The 18631-nt window shown below is 39.2% G+C and carries 19 protein-coding genes; all 19 read left to right on the top strand.

The window, feature by feature from the left end; translation table 11 throughout:
• The first annotated feature begins 19 nt into the window (after positions 1-19).
• The 19 genes from ABGU93_RS11135 (at position 20) to ABGU93_RS11045 (ending at position 18631) form a co-directional block, all read left to right on the top strand.
• Positions 20-841 (top strand): ParA family protein, encoded by an 822-nt coding sequence (locus ABGU93_RS11135; protein WP_347413525.1) that lies wholly within the window; start codon positions 20-22, stop codon positions 839-841.
• On the top strand, positions 798-1721 hold the full coding sequence (locus ABGU93_RS11130) for a ParB/RepB/Spo0J family partition protein (protein ID WP_347413524.1): 924 nt from the start codon (positions 798-800) through the stop codon (positions 1719-1721). Before ABGU93_RS11135 ends, ABGU93_RS11130 begins: the two co-directional genes overlap by 44 nt.
• 84 nt (positions 1722-1805) lie before the next feature.
• A complete protein-coding gene (locus ABGU93_RS11125) occupies positions 1806-2717 on the top strand; it encodes a DUF6017 domain-containing protein (RefSeq protein ID WP_347413523.1) in 912 nt (303 codons plus the stop codon).
• Between the two features lie 68 nt (positions 2718-2785).
• Entirely contained in the window at positions 2786-3265 is a 480-nt protein-coding gene (locus tag ABGU93_RS11120; protein WP_347413522.1) for a PcfB family protein, read from the top strand.
• A complete protein-coding gene (locus ABGU93_RS11115) occupies positions 3262-5037 on the top strand; it encodes a VirD4-like conjugal transfer protein, CD1115 family (protein ID WP_347413521.1) in 1776 nt (591 codons plus the stop codon). The genes ABGU93_RS11120 and ABGU93_RS11115 overlap by 4 nt, the downstream gene beginning before the upstream one ends.
• A 45-nt stretch (positions 5038-5082) precedes the next feature.
• Positions 5083-5298, top strand: a complete 216-nt coding sequence (locus ABGU93_RS11110; protein WP_347413520.1) for a Maff2 family mobile element protein — start codon at positions 5083-5085, stop codon at positions 5296-5298.
• Positions 5299-5311: 13 nt separating this feature from the next.
• Positions 5312-6181 carry a VirB6/TrbL-like conjugal transfer protein, CD1112 family gene (locus ABGU93_RS11105; RefSeq protein WP_347413519.1) on the top strand — a complete coding sequence of 290 codons (870 nt, stop codon included), beginning with the start codon at positions 5312-5314 and terminating at the stop codon, positions 6179-6181.
• Between the two features lie 23 nt (positions 6182-6204).
• Positions 6205-6606, top strand: coding sequence for a PrgI family protein (locus ABGU93_RS11100; RefSeq protein WP_347413518.1), 402 nt, complete (start codon positions 6205-6207; stop codon positions 6604-6606).
• Positions 6557-8956 carry a VirB4-like conjugal transfer ATPase, CD1110 family gene (locus tag ABGU93_RS11095; RefSeq protein WP_347413517.1) on the top strand — a complete coding sequence of 800 codons (2400 nt, stop codon included), beginning with the start codon at positions 6557-6559 and terminating at the stop codon, positions 8954-8956. Before ABGU93_RS11100 ends, ABGU93_RS11095 begins: the two co-directional genes overlap by 50 nt.
• A 50-nt stretch (positions 8957-9006) precedes the next feature.
• Positions 9007-9804 (top strand): hypothetical protein, encoded by a 798-nt coding sequence (locus ABGU93_RS11090; protein WP_347413516.1) that lies wholly within the window; start codon positions 9007-9009, stop codon positions 9802-9804.
• Positions 9805-9873: 69 nt separating this feature from the next.
• On the top strand, positions 9874-11634 hold the full coding sequence (locus ABGU93_RS11085; protein WP_347413515.1) for a CD1108 family mobile element protein: 1761 nt from the start codon (positions 9874-9876) through the stop codon (positions 11632-11634).
• Between the two features lie 10 nt (positions 11635-11644).
• Complete coding sequence (locus ABGU93_RS11080; protein ID WP_347413514.1) at positions 11645-11896, top strand: DUF4315 family protein; 252 nt, start codon at positions 11645-11647, stop codon at positions 11894-11896.
• Positions 11883-12614, top strand: a complete 732-nt coding sequence (locus ABGU93_RS11075) for a DUF4366 domain-containing protein (protein WP_347413513.1) — start codon at positions 11883-11885, stop codon at positions 12612-12614. Before ABGU93_RS11080 ends, ABGU93_RS11075 begins: the two co-directional genes overlap by 14 nt.
• Positions 12615-12770: 156 nt before the next feature.
• Positions 12771-14843 (top strand): DNA topoisomerase 3, encoded by a 2073-nt coding sequence (locus ABGU93_RS11070; protein ID WP_347413512.1) that lies wholly within the window; start codon positions 12771-12773, stop codon positions 14841-14843.
• Positions 14844-14846: 3 nt separating this feature from the next.
• Complete coding sequence (locus ABGU93_RS11065) at positions 14847-15032, top strand: hypothetical protein (protein ID WP_347413511.1); 186 nt, start codon at positions 14847-14849, stop codon at positions 15030-15032.
• Complete coding sequence (radC, locus tag ABGU93_RS11060) at positions 15019-16632, top strand: DNA repair protein RadC (protein WP_347413510.1); 1614 nt, start codon at positions 15019-15021, stop codon at positions 16630-16632. The genes ABGU93_RS11065 and radC overlap by 14 nt, the downstream gene beginning before the upstream one ends.
• Positions 16633-16634: 2 nt before the next feature.
• Positions 16635-16853: a transposon-transfer assisting family protein gene (locus tag ABGU93_RS11055; RefSeq protein WP_347413509.1), complete on the top strand. Its 219-nt coding sequence runs from the start codon at positions 16635-16637 to the stop codon at positions 16851-16853.
• Positions 16854-16955: 102 nt separating this feature from the next.
• Positions 16956-17762, top strand: a complete 807-nt coding sequence (locus ABGU93_RS11050; protein ID WP_347413508.1) for a hypothetical protein — start codon at positions 16956-16958, stop codon at positions 17760-17762.
• Between the two features lie 110 nt (positions 17763-17872).
• Entirely contained in the window at positions 17873-18631 is a 759-nt protein-coding gene (locus tag ABGU93_RS11045) for a hypothetical protein (RefSeq protein ID WP_347413507.1), read from the top strand.

The following is an 18631-nucleotide window of genomic DNA, read 5'->3' as shown; positions in this document are numbered from 1 at the left end:
ATTGAAAGGAGGAACAAAATTGAACGCAAAAGTAATCGCCATTGCCAACCAAAAGGGTGGCGTAGGCAAAACCACAACTTGTGCCAATTTAGGCATAGGACTTGCTCGGGAGGGCAAAAAAGTCTTGCTTGCAGACTGTGACCCTCAAGGCAGTCTGTCTATTAGTTTAGGGCACTCCCAACCAGACGCTATTTCCACCACACTTGCTACTGTCATGGGTAAGGTAATTACCGATACACCTATTGAAAGGAAGGAGGGAATATTAAGACACGAGGAAAATGTAGATCTGCTCCCTGCCAACATTGAACTGTCTGGTATGGAGGTATCACTTGTTAATGCTATGAGCAGAGAAACTGTCTTGAAACAGTATCTTGATACAGTAAAAAAGCAGTATGACTATGTTCTTTTGGATTGTATGCCCTCTTTAGGTATGCTGACTGTCAACGCTTTAGCTGCTGCTGACAGTGTAATCATACCAGTACAGGCGCAGTATCTACCCGCAAAGGGCTTGGAACAACTCTTACAGACCATTGGTAAGGTGCGAAAGCAAATTAACACAAAATTAAAGATTGACGGTATTTTGCTTACAATGGTAGACAATCGCACTAACTTTGCAAAGGACATCAGTTCATTGCTTAGAGAAACTTACGGAGGGAGTATTAAAATATTTGCCACAGATATTCCCCACTCTGTAAGAGCAGCTGAAATCAGTGCTGAAGGGAAAAGTATTTTTGCCCATGATCCGAAAGGTAAGGTCGCAGAAGGTTATAAAAATCTGACAAAGGAGGTTCTTAAAATTGAAAAGCTCCGCAAAAAACATAAAGCTGACATCGGTAGATGATTTGTTTTCTACAGAGGAAAGCAGAGCCGATGAAAATAGGGAAAAAATTGTAGAGATTCCTTTGCACGAGTTATTTGCATTCAAAGACCATCCATTTAAAGTCATTGACAATGAAGCTATGTTTGACACGGTTGAAAGCGTCAAACGGTATGGTGTTCTTGTTCCTGCCATTGCCAGACCCCGTGATGAGGGTGGCTATGAACTTGTGGCAGGACACCGCCGAAAACGAGCCTGTGAACTTGCCGAACTTTCTACCATGCCCGTAATTGTCCGTAATCTTAATGATGATAAAGCTACTATTATTATGGTTGACAGCAATTTGCAAAGAGAAAACATTTTGCCAAGTGAACGTGCTTTTGCATTTAAGCTGAAATTGGAGGCTATTAAACGACAAGGTGCAAGGTCAGATTTAACTTCTACGCAAGTTGCACAGAAGTTATCTGCTGAAAAAGTTGGTCAAGATGCAGGGGTTAGTAAAGATCAAGTACGCCGTTTTATCCGTTTAACTGAACTTATCCCTGAACTACTTTCAATGGTAGATGAAAAGAAAATTGCTTTTAATCCTGCCGTGGAACTGTCTTATCTCAAAAAAGAGGAACAGACCGACTTACTTGAGGCTATGGATATGGAACAGGCTACTCCATCTCTTTCACAGGCACAGCGATTAAAGAAATTTAGTGCTGAGGGTAAGTTAAGCCTTGAGGTTATGAGTGCTATTATGAGTGAAGAAAAGAAAGGCGAAGTAGATAAGGTAACGCTGGCAGGAGATAAAATAAAAAAATACTTCCCTAAAAGCTACACGACACAGCAGATGGAGGCTACCATTATAAAACTGCTTGAAGGATGGCACAAAAAACGCACACAACAACAGGAACGATAAAAGGGGAACTATTTAATACGCTGATAATAGTCGCTAAACTGTCTGCGACTATTTTATTTTTCAGCATGAAAGGAAGTGATATGATTGGCAGTATTTAGAGTGGAAAAGACAAAAGATTATACAGTTATGGCGAATCACCACTTGCGAAACACAGAGATTTCCCTAAAGGCAAAAGGGTTGTTATCGCTTATGCTTTCCTTGCCAGATAATTGGGACTATACCACAAAAGGACTTTCCTGTATCTGCAAGGACGGAATTGACAGTATCAATGCTACAATAAAAGAGCTTGAGACAAGTGGCTACTTAGTCCGTAGGCGTATCCGTAATGACAAGGGACAGCTTACTACAACAGAATATACGATTTTTGAAAAGCCACAAAAGCTTGATACTACTGATGGTCCACCTAAACGGGATAAACCAATCTTGGATAATCCAATGTTGGAAAAGCCAATACTGGAAACTCCAATCTTGGAGAACCCTAAACAGGACAAACCTATTTTGGGAAATCCCCACCAATTAAGTACTAATAAATTAAAAATTGATTTATTAAATAAAGAGGGATTAAGTATCCATCCATCAAATCCGCATCCATCAAGTACGGAGATAAAAAAGAAGATGGGATATGATGAGATTGGATGTAATAGCGCAAATGAAGTAAAAGAGCTGGTATTAAAAAATATTGAGTATGAGTATATAAAGCATGACCATAACTGTGACCAGCTTAATGAAATTATTGACCTTATGGTGGAGACGCTTTGCTCCACAAAAGATACTATAAACGTTTCAGGCGATGATTATCCTGCACAGCTTGTCAAAGAAAAGCTGTTACGGATTAACAGCCTGCACATTGGATATGTATTTGAATGTCTGAAAAAGACGACCACATATGTCCGCAACATCAAGAGATATTTGCTAGCCACTCTATTTAATGCACCCTCAACCATAGACAATTACTATTCCGCGCTTGTAAAACACGATTTATATGGAGCAGATTAACGACGTTTTGTACCTGATTTACAGGAATTGCAAAGCGTCTTTTTTGTGCCTGAAAGGAGGCGATTATCATGCAAGAAGAAGTAGAAAACAGGACGGTAGCACTGGCTATCAACACCAGCAAACTGACAGCAAGTGTTCTAAAGTCAGCGATTCTTAAATACCTGGAAGCACAAAAGAATAAAGGGAGGGATAGTCCCAAAATCCCTCATGGAAAGCAGAGCGTTAAAGACCTTGCTAAGCAAAATCAAGGGTTGAGCAACATTGAGGTGACGGATAAAAACATTAAGAGCTTTGAACGTGTGGCAAAGAAATATGGTGTGGATTTTGCCATCAAAAAAGATAAAATCGTAAGCCCGTCAAAGTACCTTGTCTTTTTCAAAGGCAGGGATGCAGATGCTATTACGGCTGCTTTTACTGAATTTACAGCAAAGACCATGAAGAAAGCGGCAAGACCCTCTGTACTGGAGCAGCTTAAAAAGTTTACCGTGCTAGTGAAAAACACGATTACCGACAGGGTGAAAAACAGGGAAAAGGAGCAAAGCCGATGAATACAAAAATAAAAAAGCTCCTTATTTTGAATATTCCTTATCTGTTTCTTGCTTTATTCTTTACAAAGGTGTCTCAGTCATGGAGGTATGCTGTAGGCTTTGAGATAGCAGATAAAATTCTAAATTTAATGGACGGCTTTTCAGCTGCTTTTAAAAATCCACTGCCAAGTCTATACACCCAGGATTTATGGATAGGCATACTGATTGCTTTTATTATCCGCCTTGTGGTTTATATCAAGGGGAAAAACGCTAAAAAATATAGAAAAGGAGTTGAGTATGGTTCTGCAAGATGGGGCAATGCCGTGGATATCCGCCCTTTTGTAGACCCCGTATTCCAAAACAACGTGATACACACACAAACAGAACGTCTTATGATGTCAAACCGCCCCAAAAACCCTAAGAACGCAAGAAATAAAAACGCACTTATTGTGGGAGGTTCTGGCTCCGGAAAAACTAGATTTTGGCTAAAGCCAAATCTGATGCAGTGTCATAGTTCTTATGTAGTCACTGATCCAAAAGGCAGTATTGTTGTGGAATGCGGGAAGTTATTGCATCGTGAAGGATACAAAATCAAAATCCTTAATACCATCAACTTTAAGAAATCCATGCATTACAACCCTTTTGCCTATATCAGAAGCGAAAAAGATATCTTAAAGCTAGTTACCACCCTTATAGCCAATACCAAAGGTGAAGGAAAGGCAGGGGATGACTTTTGGGTAAAAGCAGAAACTTTGCTTTATACAGCGCTTATTGGATACATCTATTTTGAAGCTCCCGAGCATGAACAGAACTTTTCTACCCTCATTGAGTTTATCAATGCCTCTGAGGTGAGGGAAGATGATGAGGACTTTCAAAATCCTGTGGATTTAATGTTTGCTCAATTGGAGGAAAAAGACCCACAACACTTTGCCGTAAGACAGTATAAAAAATACAAACTAGCAGCAGGAAAAACTGCAAAATCCATTCTTATCTCCTGCGGGGCAAGACTCGCGCCCTTTGATATAAAAGAACTGCGTGAGCTGACTGCTTATGATGAAATAGAGCTTGATACATTGGGTGATAGAAAAACTGCCCTGTTTATTATCATTAGCGATACCGATGATACCTTTAATTTCCTAGTATCTATGGCATATACACAACTGTTTAATCTCCTTTGCGATAAGGCAGACGATGTTTACGGTGGGAGACTACCTGTACATGTTCGCTGTTTGATTGATGAGGCTGCTAACATCGGCCAAATTCCTAAACTAGAAAAATTGATGGCGACCATTCGTTCAAGAGAAATTTCCGCATGCCTTGTGTTACAGGCACAGAGCCAACTTAAGGCTTTGTATAAAGACAACGCCGATACCATTATCGGAAATTGCGACAGTATGATCTTCCTTGGGGGGAAGGAAAAAACAACCCTCAAGGATTTATCAGAAACCCTCGGTAAAGAAACCATTGATATGTTTAACACTTCCGACACCAGAGGGTCACAAAGAAGTTACGGGCTTAACTATCAAAAGCTGGGAAAGGAGCTTATGAGTATGGATGAACTTGCTGTCATGGACGGAGGCAAGTGCATCTTACAGCTACGAGGTGTTCGCCCGTTTCTCTCCGAGAAGTATGACATTACAAAGCATCCTAATTACAAATACTTATCGGATTTTGATAAAAGAAACACCTTTAATATTGAAAAGTATCTGTCCACAAAACTGAAACCAAAGCCTGATGAGGTATATGATGTTTACGAAATCAACCTTACAGATGAGAACCAAACCGCTGATTAGGCGGTTATTTTTTTACTAAAAAATAAATATTTAGGAGGATTAATTATGGCATTTTTTAATGAGGCAGTAAATGTATTGCAGACACTTGTAATTGCTCTTGGAGCAGGACTTGGTATTTGGGGAGTTATCAATCTTTTAGAGGGATATGGAAATGACAATCCCGGTGCAAAATCACAAGGTATGAAACAACTCATGGCCGGCGGTGGCGTAGCACTGATTGGCATTACCCTTGTGCCTTTGCTTTCCGGATTATTCGGTTAATTGGTAAAGCATTATGCAAAGCATCATCGACAGCATTACCGAATGGCTCAAAGAGCTTTTAGTCGGCGGTATTACGGAAAACTTGTCGGGGATGTTCGATAACGTCAACCAAAGGGTTGGCGAAATCGCAGGGGAAGTAGGAATGACACCGTCAGCTTGGAATGGCGGTGTCTTTTCCATGATACAATCCCTATCCGAAACCGTGATTATCCCCATTGCCGGCATTATCTTGACCTTTGTGATGTGCTACGAACTGATACAAATGGTCATTGAAAAAAATAATCTTCATGATATTGAAACGTTCATGTTCTTTAAATGGATTTTCAAAACATTTATAGCTGTGATGATTATCACTAACACCTTTAACATCATTATGGGGATTTTTGATGTATCACAGCACGTCGTATCCAATGCAGCAGGTGTAATTATTTCAGAAACCAGTATAGACATTACCACTGTCATAGCAGATATGGAAACCCGGCTTATGGAAATGGAGCTTGGTCCTTTGTTTGGCTTATGGCTTCAAAGTATGTTTGTAGGACTGACCATGCATGCATTATCTATCTGCATTTTTGTAATCATCTATGGTCGTATGATTGAGATTTATCTTATGACTTCCCTGGGAGCAATCCCTTTTGCAACTATGATAAACCGTGAATGGGGAACTATGGGGCAGAACTATCTGAGGGCAATGCTGGCTCTTGGCTTTCAAGCCTTTCTCATTATGGTATGCGTAGGTATTTATGCAGTATTAGTACAATCCATTGCCACTGACAGTGATATTATGGGTGCTGTTTGGACTTGTGTAGGGTATACGGTACTCCTGTGTTTTACCCTGTTTAAGACAGGCTCACTGGCTAAGAGTATTTTTAATGCCCATTAAAGCAAGACAGAAAGGAGGATTTTATGGCTTATGTACCAGTACCAAAAGATTTAAGCAACGTCAAAACAAAGGTCGTATTTAACCTTACTAAACGGCAGCTTATCTGTTTTTCCAGTGCCCTTTTGGTAGGACTGCCGTTGTTTTTTCTATTTAAAAATAGAACAGGAACAAGTGCTGCAACTCTTATCATGATTTTTTCTATGCTGCCTTTTTTCATGCTCGCCATGTATGAAAAGCATGGGCAACCCCTTGAAGTAATCGCAAAGCATTACTTGGAGCTGCATTTTTTAAATCCAAAACCAAGACCCTATAAAACAAATAATTTCTATGCCGTCATCATGCGGCAAGAAAGCCTAGATAAGGAGGTAAAGCACATTGTTACACGTAAACAAAGCAAACCGTTCAAAGCTGACAAAAGCAGATAGACGAGAAATTAACGCTGCTATATTACGGGCAAAAAATACAAATAAAAAAGAAAAAACCGCACAGGACAGTATTCCCTATTTGCATATGTTCCCCGATGGTATTTGCCATGTTAGGGATCGTTTTTATACAAAGACTATACGCTTTCAAGACATCAACTATCAGCTCGCACAAAATGAGGATAAGACCGCTATCTTTGAAAGCTGGTGCGATTTCCTTAACTACTTTGATAGTTCTATTAAGTTTCAGCTTTCTTTTCTTAACATGACTGCCAATGCAAAGGATTACGAAAGCAGTATTTCTATTAAACCACAACAGGATGATTTTGACACCATCCGTACTGAATATGCAGATATGCTCCATAATCAGCTTGAAAAGGGGAATAACGGTTTGACAAAAACCAAGTATTTGACCTTTGGCATTGAAGCAGACAGCATTAAAATTGCAAAACCAAGGCTAGAGAGAATTGAAAATGACCTGTGGAATGGACTAAAACGAATGGGGGTATCGGTGGAGTCTCTTAACGGAAAGGAACGGTTAAAGCTCTGCCACAATATTCTCAGAATGGACGGGAATGAGTCTTTTCGTTTTGATTGGAAATGGCTTGTGGCATCAGGACTATCTACCAAAGATTTTATTGCCCCATCTTCTTTTGAATTTCGTGAGGGTAGGACATTTAAAACAGATGGTAAATACGGTGCAGTTTCATTCTTACAGATATTGGCTCCTGAACTCAATGACAGGGTACTTGCAGACTTTCTTGATATGGAAAGCAACCTTTTAATTACCATGCATATTCAGTCTGTTGACCAAACAAAGGCAATTAAGACCATCAAGCGAAAGATAACTGACCTTGATAAAATGAAGATTGAAGAACAGAAAAAAGCTGTCCGTTCCGGTTATGACATGGATATTATTCCATCCGACCTTGCCACCTATGGAGGAGAAGCGAAAAAGCTCCTTGCAGACTTGCAGAGTCGAAACGAGAGAATGTTCCTTATGACGTTTCTTGTGATGAACACTGCTGACAGCAAACAACAGCTTGAAAACATTGCTTTTCAGGCATCAGGGATAGCCCAAAAACACAATTGTACATTGGTAAGACTGGATTTTCAGCAAGAAAAAGGCTTTATGTCCTCTTTGCCCCTTGGATTAAACCAGATAAGTATACAGCGAAGTCTGACTACTTCCGCTACGGCAATTTTCGTGCCCTTTACCACCCAGGAATTATTCCAATCAAGTGGAGAGGCACTGTATTACGGATTGAATGCCCTTAGCAATAATCTCATCATGGTAGACCGAAAAAAGCTCAAAAATCCCAATGGATTAATTTTGGGAACGCCGGGTAGTGGTAAGTCCTTTTCTGCAAAGCGTGAGATTACCAATATCTTTCTTATTACAACCGATGACATTATTATTTGTGATCCTGAAGCTGAGTATTATCCCCTAGTCAACCGCCTGAATGGGCAGGTAGTTAAAATATCTCCTACAAGTACAGACTATGTAAATCCTATGGATATCAACTTAAATTATAGCGAAGATGAAAGTCCTTTGTCTTTAAAATCGGACTTTATCCTGTCTTTGTGTGAACTGATTGTGGGAGGTAAAGAGGGATTACAGCCTGTGGAGAAAAGTATTATAGACCGTTGCGTCCGACTTATTTATGCTGACTACCTTGCCGACCCCGTACCCGAAAAGATGCCAATTTTGGAGGACTTGTATAATGCCCTTGAAAATCAGGAAGAAAAAGAAGCACAACATATCAGAGCCGCTCTTGAAATCTATGTAACAGGCTCCTTAAATGTGTTTAATCATCGTACCAATGTGGATATTACCAACCGTCTTGTATGCTTTGACATCAAGGAATTAGGTAAGCAACTAAAGAAACTAGGTATGCTTGTGGTGCAAGATCAGGTTTGGAACAGGGTAACGGTAAACCGTGCGGAGAAACGTGCCACCCGTTATTACATGGATGAGTTCCATTTATTGCTTAAGGAAGAGCAGACTGCCGCTTATTCGGTGGAGATATGGAAACGGTTTAGAAAATGGGGAGGAATTCCAACGGGCATAACGCAAAATGTGAAAGACCTCTTATCCTCTCGTGAAGTGGAGAATATCTTTGAAAACTCCGACTTCATTTATATGCTTAACCAAGCATCGGGAGATAGACAGATTCTTGCAAAACAGCTTAACATCTCTCCACATCAGCTTTCTTATGTGACTCAATCGGGCGAAGGCGAAGGGCTATTGTTTTATGGCAACGTGATTTTACCTTTTGCTGATAAATTCCCGAAAGACACAGAGCTTTATCGTATTATGACCACTAAACTGACAGAAATCACTGATTTATAAAATACTTTTGCTGGTATAAAAAACTTGCTATAATAAAAATACATTAGGGGGTGATTGCTGTATTTGGAACAATAATTTTAGATGCATACACAAGCGATGAAATAAAGAACATGGCTGAATATATAGAAGAAATATGTTCGCCACTTGACACAGTAGGTTGGGCATCTGCAGGAATATACTCATTCTGGAACTATAATACAAAAGAAATTCTTTATATCGGTTTAGCCTCGGATCTATATGTACGATTTAAACAACATAATGGAATGCTACCAATAGATGATAATGCTTGTAAATATCAGCAAATACAAAATTACTTCAAGGAACACAAAAAACTAGGATACACAATTTTAGTCCAATCGCCATTATCACAACCAATCGTACAACGAAACGAAAGAATGTATAGAAAATTTTTAGAAAAACCTAAAGGTATGCCTATCGGGAGTTATGTAGGTGAAGAAGGCTTAGAGCATATCCGGTTAGCAGAGGGACAATTGATTGAGTCATATAGAATGTCTACTGGGGATATTCCACCATGGAATAGAGTCGGTGGTGATGTCTATGCTCGTAAATTTGCTACTAAAGGCAACTTTCTTCAAATTATTAAAGCATTTTCTATGGGAGATACGCAGAATTTTCTTGTTTCAAGAAGTACTATACGAGAACTTGCAGGAAATCCAACATACGAATGGTTTGAAGTCCAATTACATGGCTTAAGAATGATGATGCTAACAATGGGTTTTTCATATAAAGATGCTTTGGATACTCAATTAGCATTTAATCCATGGTTTCAAACTATATTAGACCGGATTGAAGAAGAAAATTACATGAAAAAAGAACTAATTGTATAAAATAACTACTTTTGATTTACCCGTTAATTGTGACGGGTTTTTTTATATTCTAAAACAAGGAGGTATCCTATGAGTCAAAAGAGCAAACGCCCCTTCCGCCCTGCAGGCAAGGTATCAAGGCTTACCTTTACGGAGGAAGAACGTGCTGACCCTGAACTTGAAAAACCGCTGAAAAAAGTGGAAAAAGCAGCGGACAAATTAGAAAAGGCACAGGCGAAAATCCCAAAGAAAAAAACGCTGGTCACAGAACGCACTTTTGATGCCAAAACAGGCAAAGCAAAAGTGCGTTTATGTTTTGAAGAGAATGATAAACCCAAACCACCCTCTAAGCTATCTCAAACAGTTAAGACTGTTCCAGGGAGGGCGTTGCTTAATAAAATTCATAAGGAAATCCGTGAAGGTGAACAGGATAATGTGGGTGTAGAAGCAGCTCATAAGACGGAGCAAGGGATGGAATTTGGAGCAAGAAGGATACAAAGCGCCTACCGTAGTCATAAATTAAAACCTTATCGCCAGCTTGCAAAAGCAGAAAAGCAGACGGTGAAAGCTGAAGTTAATTATCTGTACCAAAAGAGTTTGAGAGATAACCCTACCCCTATGACCAATCCTTTTTCACGCTGGAAGCAAAAGCAGACAATTAAAAAACAATACCTTACAAGGCGTTATGGAAATGGTGTTAAGACTGCACATCAGGTTACTAAAAACACAAAAAAGGCGGCAGAAAAGACAGTTAGCGCCACATCAAAAATAACACAATTTATTGTCAGAAATCCCAAAGGTATATTAATCATTCTTGGAGTTGGAGTAGCGTTAATGTTTTTGATCAGTGCAATATCTTCCTTCTCCATAATGATGGAAGGAGGGTTGAAAAGCATAGTAGGCACTTCCTACACATCCGAGGACGAGGACATAGTAGCCGTTGATAAGGATTATGACCAATTGGAACGGGCATTACAGGAACGTATAGACAACATCCAAAATGAATATCCTGATTATGATGAATACCAGTATCATTTAGACGAAATCGGTCATAATCCATTTACGCTAGCGTCTTTTCTAACGGCAAAGTTACAGGTATATAAAAGGTCTGAGGTGCAGGCAGAGTTAAGAGGCTTATTTGACCAGCAATATACCCTTACTATTCGGGAAGAAGTACAGGTGCGTTACCGAACAGAAACATACACAGATACATGGACAGATGAGGATGGAAATTCTCAAAGCGACACCTATACGGTGGAAGTCCCCTATGATTATTACATTCTCCATATCACTCTGAAAAATAAGGACATTAGTATTCTTGCAGAGAGCCAGTTGACCGCTCAGCAATATGAAATGTTTGGGGTGTATATGGAAACACAGGGTAACAAGCCTTACTTGTTTGAGGGTAATATTTATGTCCATAACAAAGGTGAATACACAGATTATGATATACCGCCTGATGCACTGACTGATCCTGCTTTTGCTGCCCTTATTAGAGAGGCAGAAAAATATTTAGGGTATCCCTATGTATGGGGCGGCAGCTCTCCAAGCACCAGTTTTGATTGTTCCGGCTTTGTTACATGGGTATTAAACCAATCAGGAGTATACCCTATGAGCCGAACAACAGCACAGGGCATTTTCAACCAATCTGCTAAAATACCCCCGAGTGAGGCAAGACCTGGTGATATTATCTTTTTCACAGGCACTTATGCAAGTAGTGGTGCAGTATCCCATGTGGGTATCTATGTAGGCAATGGAATGATGATCCATGCTGGAAATCCAATACAGTATGCCTCTGTGAATACCCCTTATTGGACCGAACATTTCTATGCCTATGGGCGTTTAAATTAAGGAGGAAATCATGAGCAAAAAAAGAGAAAGACTTCTTTTGGACATATCAAAAACAAAAGAAAAAATTGTAGAGTTGCAAGAAAAACTTCATGAACTGGAACAGCAAAAAACAGAACTAGAAAATACTGAGATTGTGGCACTTGTTCGCAGTACCAAAATGAATACCAGTGAATTATCGGCATTTTTAAAGGCGTATCGAGATAAAAACGATACGTCTTTTTTCAATCAAAAACAGGAGGGAATAAACCATGAAGAAAATTAATATTCGGATCTTTACTGTCTTGCTTGCAGTATTCCTTTGTCTTACCATCTTTCCAGCCACAGCTTTTGCAGGAGGTGGGGAAGAAGAAATTCCACTCATTCCAGAAGTGACAGAACCGACAAGGTCTGCCAATGTCCCACTTACTCCCAATGGAAATTTGACCCTTGGAGATGATATTGAAGGGGAACAAGCCGAGGACAAACAGTTTGTAACCCTTGTATCAAAGAATGGCAATTACTTCTACTTAATCATTGACCGAGCAGGCGATAAAGAAAATGTCCATTTCTTAAACCTTGTAGATGAAGCAGATTTGCTTGCCTTGATTGAGGGAGAAATTCCAAAACAGCCACAAGCAGCAACACAGTTATGTAATTGTACCGACATTTGTGAAGAAGGAAAGGTAGATACGAATTGTCCTCTTTGCAGAAATGATCTGACTAAATGCACAGGAAAGACCTCAACCTCTACACCAGTTCCTGAGCCTACGGAAGAAAAAGGTAATGGTACAGGTGGAACATTGCTTCTTTTACTGATTGTGGGCATGATAGGCGGGGGTGCATTTTACTATTTCAAATTACTAAAAAATAAGCAAAATACGAAAGGTAATACAGCCCTAGAAGAATATGATTTTGAAGATGATGAGGAGACTGACGAGGACGAATATGAAAAAGAGTATGAAACCGATGACGAGGAAGAAAGCGATGCTGATAGCCGATGACCTACTTTACTGTCAGTGTTTATGAAAAAATGATGATGCAAAAGCCTAAGAAGGTGCGGGAGAAAAAACTCCCGTCCCTAATGAGAGAAACTGGGAAGAAAGGGATGAACCGAATAAAGAGCCTATCCCCAACACTAAAGAAGGGAGCATGAAAGTATGAAGTTAGTGATAGCAGAAAAACCGTCCGTGGCACAAAGCATTGCCACGGTTATTGGTGCTAATGTTAGAAAAGACGGATATATGGAGGGTAACGGCTATATGGTTTCATGGTGCGTGGGGCATTTAGTAGAACTTTCCTCTGCTGATCGCTACGATGAGAAGTATGCCAAGTGGCAATATGAAGATTTGCCAATTCTGCCCCTTAATTGGAAATATGTGATTTCAAAGGGTAAAGAAAAACAGATGAAAATCATCGGAGAGCTGATGAAACGCGCCGAGGTTACGGAAATTATTGCCGCCACCGATGCAGGACGCGAGGGAGAACTCATTTTCCGATTGGTCTATGAAAAACTCTTCTGTAAAAAGCCTGTCAAAAGGCTTTGGATTTCTTCTATGGAGGAAAGTGCAATTGTAGAGGGATTTCAAAATCTTCGCGATGGGGCAGATTATGAACTGTTGTACCAGTCTGCACTTTGCCGAGCCAAAGCGGACTGGATTGTTGGAATTAATGCTACCCGATTGTTTTCTGTTTTATATGGCCAGACCTTAAATGTGGGTAGAGTGATGTCCCCGACCCTTGCCATGATGGTAGAACGTGAAGAGGAGATCGCTACATTTAAGGTAACACCATTTTATACGGTGCAGCTTGATTTAGGTGGATTTATTTTATCCGGAGAAAAGCTACAAGAAAAGCAAACGGCAGAAACCTTACGCAATGCTTGTGATGGTCACAATGCAACCATTGATAGGGTGGAGTACAAAGAAAAATTAGAAAAACCGCCCAAACTTTATGACCTTACTACATTGCAAAGAGAGGCCAATAGACAGCTTGGATTTACCGCAGAGCAGACCTTAGAATACGTTCAAAGCCTTTATGAAAAGAAATTTGTCACATATCCCCGTACAGACAGCCGTTATGTAACGGAGGATATGAAAGATAGTATTCCTGCTGTGGTAGAAATCGCCGCAGGATTTTTTTCGCTACACAATCCACCTGTGAGAATGGAACAGGTCATAGATAACAGCAAGGTATCCGACCACCATGCTATCATCACAACAATGAGCGTAAAGGATTGTAATATTCACTCTCTGCCTTTTGGAGAACGGGAAATTCTATTGCTCATTGCCTTGCGCTTGGTTTGTGCTGTTGGTAATAGCTGTCGATATGCTGAAACTATTATAGCAGCAAAGTGCAACGGTTCTGTGTTTACTGCGAAGGGAAAAACTGTCCTTGAGGACGGCTGGAAAGCTGCTGAAAAGCTCTATCTGATAAGTAAAAAGGAACAGACACAAGTGGAGAAAGACACAGCCCTGCCACCTGTTATCCAGGACGAAGTCTTTTCTGCTAAAGCAACGATTAAGGAGGGCAAAACCAGTCCGCCAAAGCATCTTACAGATGATACCCTGCTTTCTGCTATGGAAAATGCCAATAATGCAATAGAGGAAATGGAGCGTAAAGGTATTGGTACTCCAGCTACTCGTGCAGGAATTTTAGAAAAACTTATCAAAACGGGACTGGCAGAGCGTAAAGGAGAGAAGAAGACAAAGTATTTTATACCGACACAGAAAGGCAGTTCCCTTATCGCTGTTTTGCCGGAGGCGATAAAATCAGCACAACTTACCGCTGAATGGGAGGAACAGCTCAAACAGATTGAGTGTGGGACACTTTCTTCACAAGACTTTTTAGCGGATATTTCTGATATGACAAAGGACCTTGTATCTACCTATGAAGTCATAAAAGAGGCGGATACTCTCTTTCCATTGAAAAGTCAGAGCATTGGCCAATGTCCTCGTTGTAAAAGTCAGGTTACAGAGAATAAGAAAGGTTTTTGCTGTGAGAACAGGGATTGCAGTTTTGCTTTATGGAAAGATAATAAGTTTTTTACTGTAAAGAAAAAGGTTTTGACTAAAGCCATTGCCACAGACCTATTAAAAAAAGGAAAAACCAGCCTTACAGGCTGCTATTCCCAAAAGACAGGTAAGACCTATGATGCCGTTATTATTCTTGATGATACGGGCAGTCAGTTTGTGAACTTTACAATGGAGTTTCCTACAAAGAAAGGAAGGTAAATCATGAGTATCAAAAATTTTATTAAGATACTTTTAGACATAGAAGTGAACACCGTGGACATATTAGAGCTGCGTGAAAATCCTAAGGAATATGTCACTAAAGTAGAGGATGCTGAAAAGCTAAATGATTTGTTCTTGCTCATGGATTTGGCAAAGAGACAGGAGGTGGATGAAGATGACAACCAATGATGAGCTTCGTTATATTCAAGCATTTTCTAGAATTATCGGCGTAAAAGAGGATGATGCCATAGAGTATGCCGAAAGAAAGGGATTAAATGCATTGGTGGACAATGCCGCACAGCTCCTTGCCACTCCAGTTCAACGGGAAAAGCATCAAGCTTTTCTCGATCTGTACCGAATGAGTAATGCCATTAACCCTCGAAAACCTATAATCAATTCGCCAGAAAAAGCATCCGACTTTTTTCATTCAGTGATGGATAAAATTCACGATAAGGAAGCCTTTGTAGTGGCATTTCTCAACACCAAGAATCGTGTCATCGACCATGAAGTTGTATCCGTTGGAACTATTAACAGTTCTATCGTACACCCTAGAGAAGTTTTTAGGAATGCAATCATCAATAAGGCAAATTCCGTGATTCTCTGTCATAATCACCCATCGGGAGATCTACATCCCAGTAAAGAGGATATTAGCATTACACAACGCCTTAAAGATACCGGAAATCTGTTAGGCATTCAAGTTGTAGACCATCTAATTATAAACGGCATCAATCAGCATGAACACTATTCCTTTAAAGCTCAAGGCATACTGGAAGCCACAGGAGCCTATAGTATCACGACATCAGTTCTGAATGAGGAAACTAACTATAATTTTTCAAAGGTTGCAAAGGAGCAACACTCTGATTTAAATGTGCCAATACAAGAGCATACCTATCCTTTGCGTGACCCTGATATAAGCATTTCAGACCGCAATGCCTATGGTTATTTTGATGATGAGATGTTGCCCTTATCAAGGGAACGTGCTGCAGAACTGTTTGAACAAGACTTAACGGTATATCTACTTTATGAGGACAATACCGAGGCGATGGCATTTGATAGAGAAGATATAACTAATCATGACGGTATTTTTGGCATAAAGTATACCGTTTGGATTGCTTTTAAAGACTATGAGGTAATGAAAGAGGCTGAAAAGTTTTCTATATCAGAGCTGGAGCAAAGGTTTTTAGACAGCCCTGCCGATTCTTTTGCTATTTATCAGCTAAAAAACGGTGAAGAATTGAGGGATTATCGTTTTGAAGGGTTGGAGCGATTACAAAAGGCAGGACTTTCTGTAGAGCATGATAATTATGAGATGGTTTATACTGCACCTCTGATCGATTTTAAGGGAAGCCAAAGCCAAACCCTTAACAGGCTCTATGAACAGTTTAACATTAACCACCCTACCGACTTTAGAGGACATTCCCTATCTGTCAGTGACATGGTTGCTCTAAAAGTAACTGGTAGGCTATCCTTCCATTACGTAGACAGCTTTGGTTTTACTGAACAGCCTAACTTTCTTCCTCAAAAAAACTATTTAGAAACCGCCGAAAAGTCTACGGAGCAAAATTATAATCAGATTGACGGTATTATCAACAATCAGCCTGCAGTGGTAGAACTTGAACAGACCGTAAAGACAGGGAGGCAGATTTCAGGTTTAGATCCCGTCCCTCCATTAAAAGAAGAAAAAAAGGATAAGCGAACTTCCCTGGTTGAGCAGCTTAAAACCAAAGCATCTGTAACCAAGGAACAACAAAAAACAGCACCTAAAATGGGGGCGGAAATGGAGCGGTGATTATGATCAAATTTACTGTAGAAGAAACCAATTTAATGTGTATCTATCATAGTGGCACGAGGGCAGATTTGATTACTGAGCTGTCTGAAATGCAGAGGCATTTAGAACAAGACGAAACTGAGCTTCTAGAGCTTACAGAGTCTGTTGTAAGGAAGCTGAGTACCATGAGCGACAATGAGTTTGACAATATAGTAATAGAATTGGTTGCGGATTTTGAATAGTACTTGTTGCGATTGAACTATCTTTGTGATAGCATTTTAAATGCAAACAAAATTAGAAATATGACAGGTAAAATTACTTAGATTAATATATTTGGAGGAGAAATGGAAGAAAAAATAAAAAGATATTATTCAATCATTGATTTAATTGATGATCCAAGTGATAGAATGGGAGACGGGCGATTGACATTACTATTTAATTACTTGGATAATCAAAATGTTAAAGTGGTTCAAGGTTTTTCTAAAAAAGAAGAATTAGAAAAGTACGGAATTTTTATTATTAATAACTCTTATATTGCTTATACTTTTATCTATCCAGTTGATATTAACGGGGAGTTAGATAGATTATTAGCAATAGAACGGAAAATAATTGAATTTGCCCATAAGAAGTGTAATTTAAGAGTGGAAGAAATAAAAGCAAGATTAGATTATGAAAATATACAAACGAGATTATATAGTAAATGTATTTATTTGACAGAAGATGTTCTTATTCCAGATAATTATACAGATTACGAAGCATACATTGTTACTTATTTAAATAATTTAACACCAGCTAATAACACTTTAATTATAACTGATCCATATCTATTCCCTAAAAATAGCGATTCAAATTATGAAAGAATGATTCAAAATATTTTAGAGGCAAGTCATTCGAGAAAAATAATTACTTATATTCCAAAAGCCAAATTAAATATTGAACTATTTAGTAGTGTTTGCCGTTATTTAAATACAATTGGTATAGAATTAGAACACAGAGATAGAGAAGATATTCATGACAGATTTTGGATTTGTGTGGAAAATGTAAAAGGATTTATTATGGGAACTTCATTAAATGGCATAGGGAAAAAAATTTGTAGGGTGGACAATTTAATTGAAGAAGAAGTAGAAATTGTTGTAGCAGAAGTTTCTTAATGATAGTAATTTATTTTCGATTAAAATCAAAATGAAATAATGCATTTAATGGGCAACGCTGTCTTTCTTGATGGCGTTGCTTTTTGCTTTGAAAAATAAGGAGGAGCGTTATGCCTACAAAATTGCAATTGTTGTCAGAACTAGCAGAGGAAACAGCAAAAAGGGTAACAAGCAGTATTGAAAACTGGACAAGTTTTCTTATCACGATAGGACGGCTGTATAAATACCCCTATCATGAACAGCTCATGATTTACGCACAAAGACCCGATGCAACGGCTTGTGCGGAATATGACTTGTGGAACAATACGATGAATCGATATGTTCGCCGTGGTTCAAAGGGAATTGCGCTGCTTAACCCCACAGGCGATACACTAAAATTAAAATATGTTTTTGATGTTTCTGATACAGGCGGCAGGGAAAATTCCCGTCGCCCTTTTCTTTGGGAAATGCAGGAGTATCATAAAGAACCGGTTTTGGAAATGTTAATGGACAGATATGGAGCAGAGGATATTACCCTTGCTGATGCTTTTTATAACATTGCAAGAAATATGTCCAAAGAGTATTATAATAATCACAAAGCCGATATTCGTTACCTTATAGAAAACAGCTTTTTAGAGGAATACGATGAGGACAATCTAAGATTAGCTTTTGAAGATGCTGCTACTGTTAGCACCGCATACACTTTAATGAAACGGTGTGGACTGGATACAGAAGGATATTTTGCACATGATGATTTTTCAAGTATTTATGACTTTAACACTGCCGACGCCGTTGCCCTGTTAGGAACGGCAGTAAGCGAACAATCGGAGCAAATATTTAGGCAAATCTCTATTACCATTATTAAAACGGAACGTGAAAGGAGTAAGTAA

Source organism: Acetobacterium sp., from assembly GCF_039830195.1.
GTDB lineage: Bacteria > Bacillota > Clostridia > Eubacteriales > Eubacteriaceae > Acetobacterium.
This window is presented reverse-complemented; position numbering and strand designations above follow the sequence as displayed.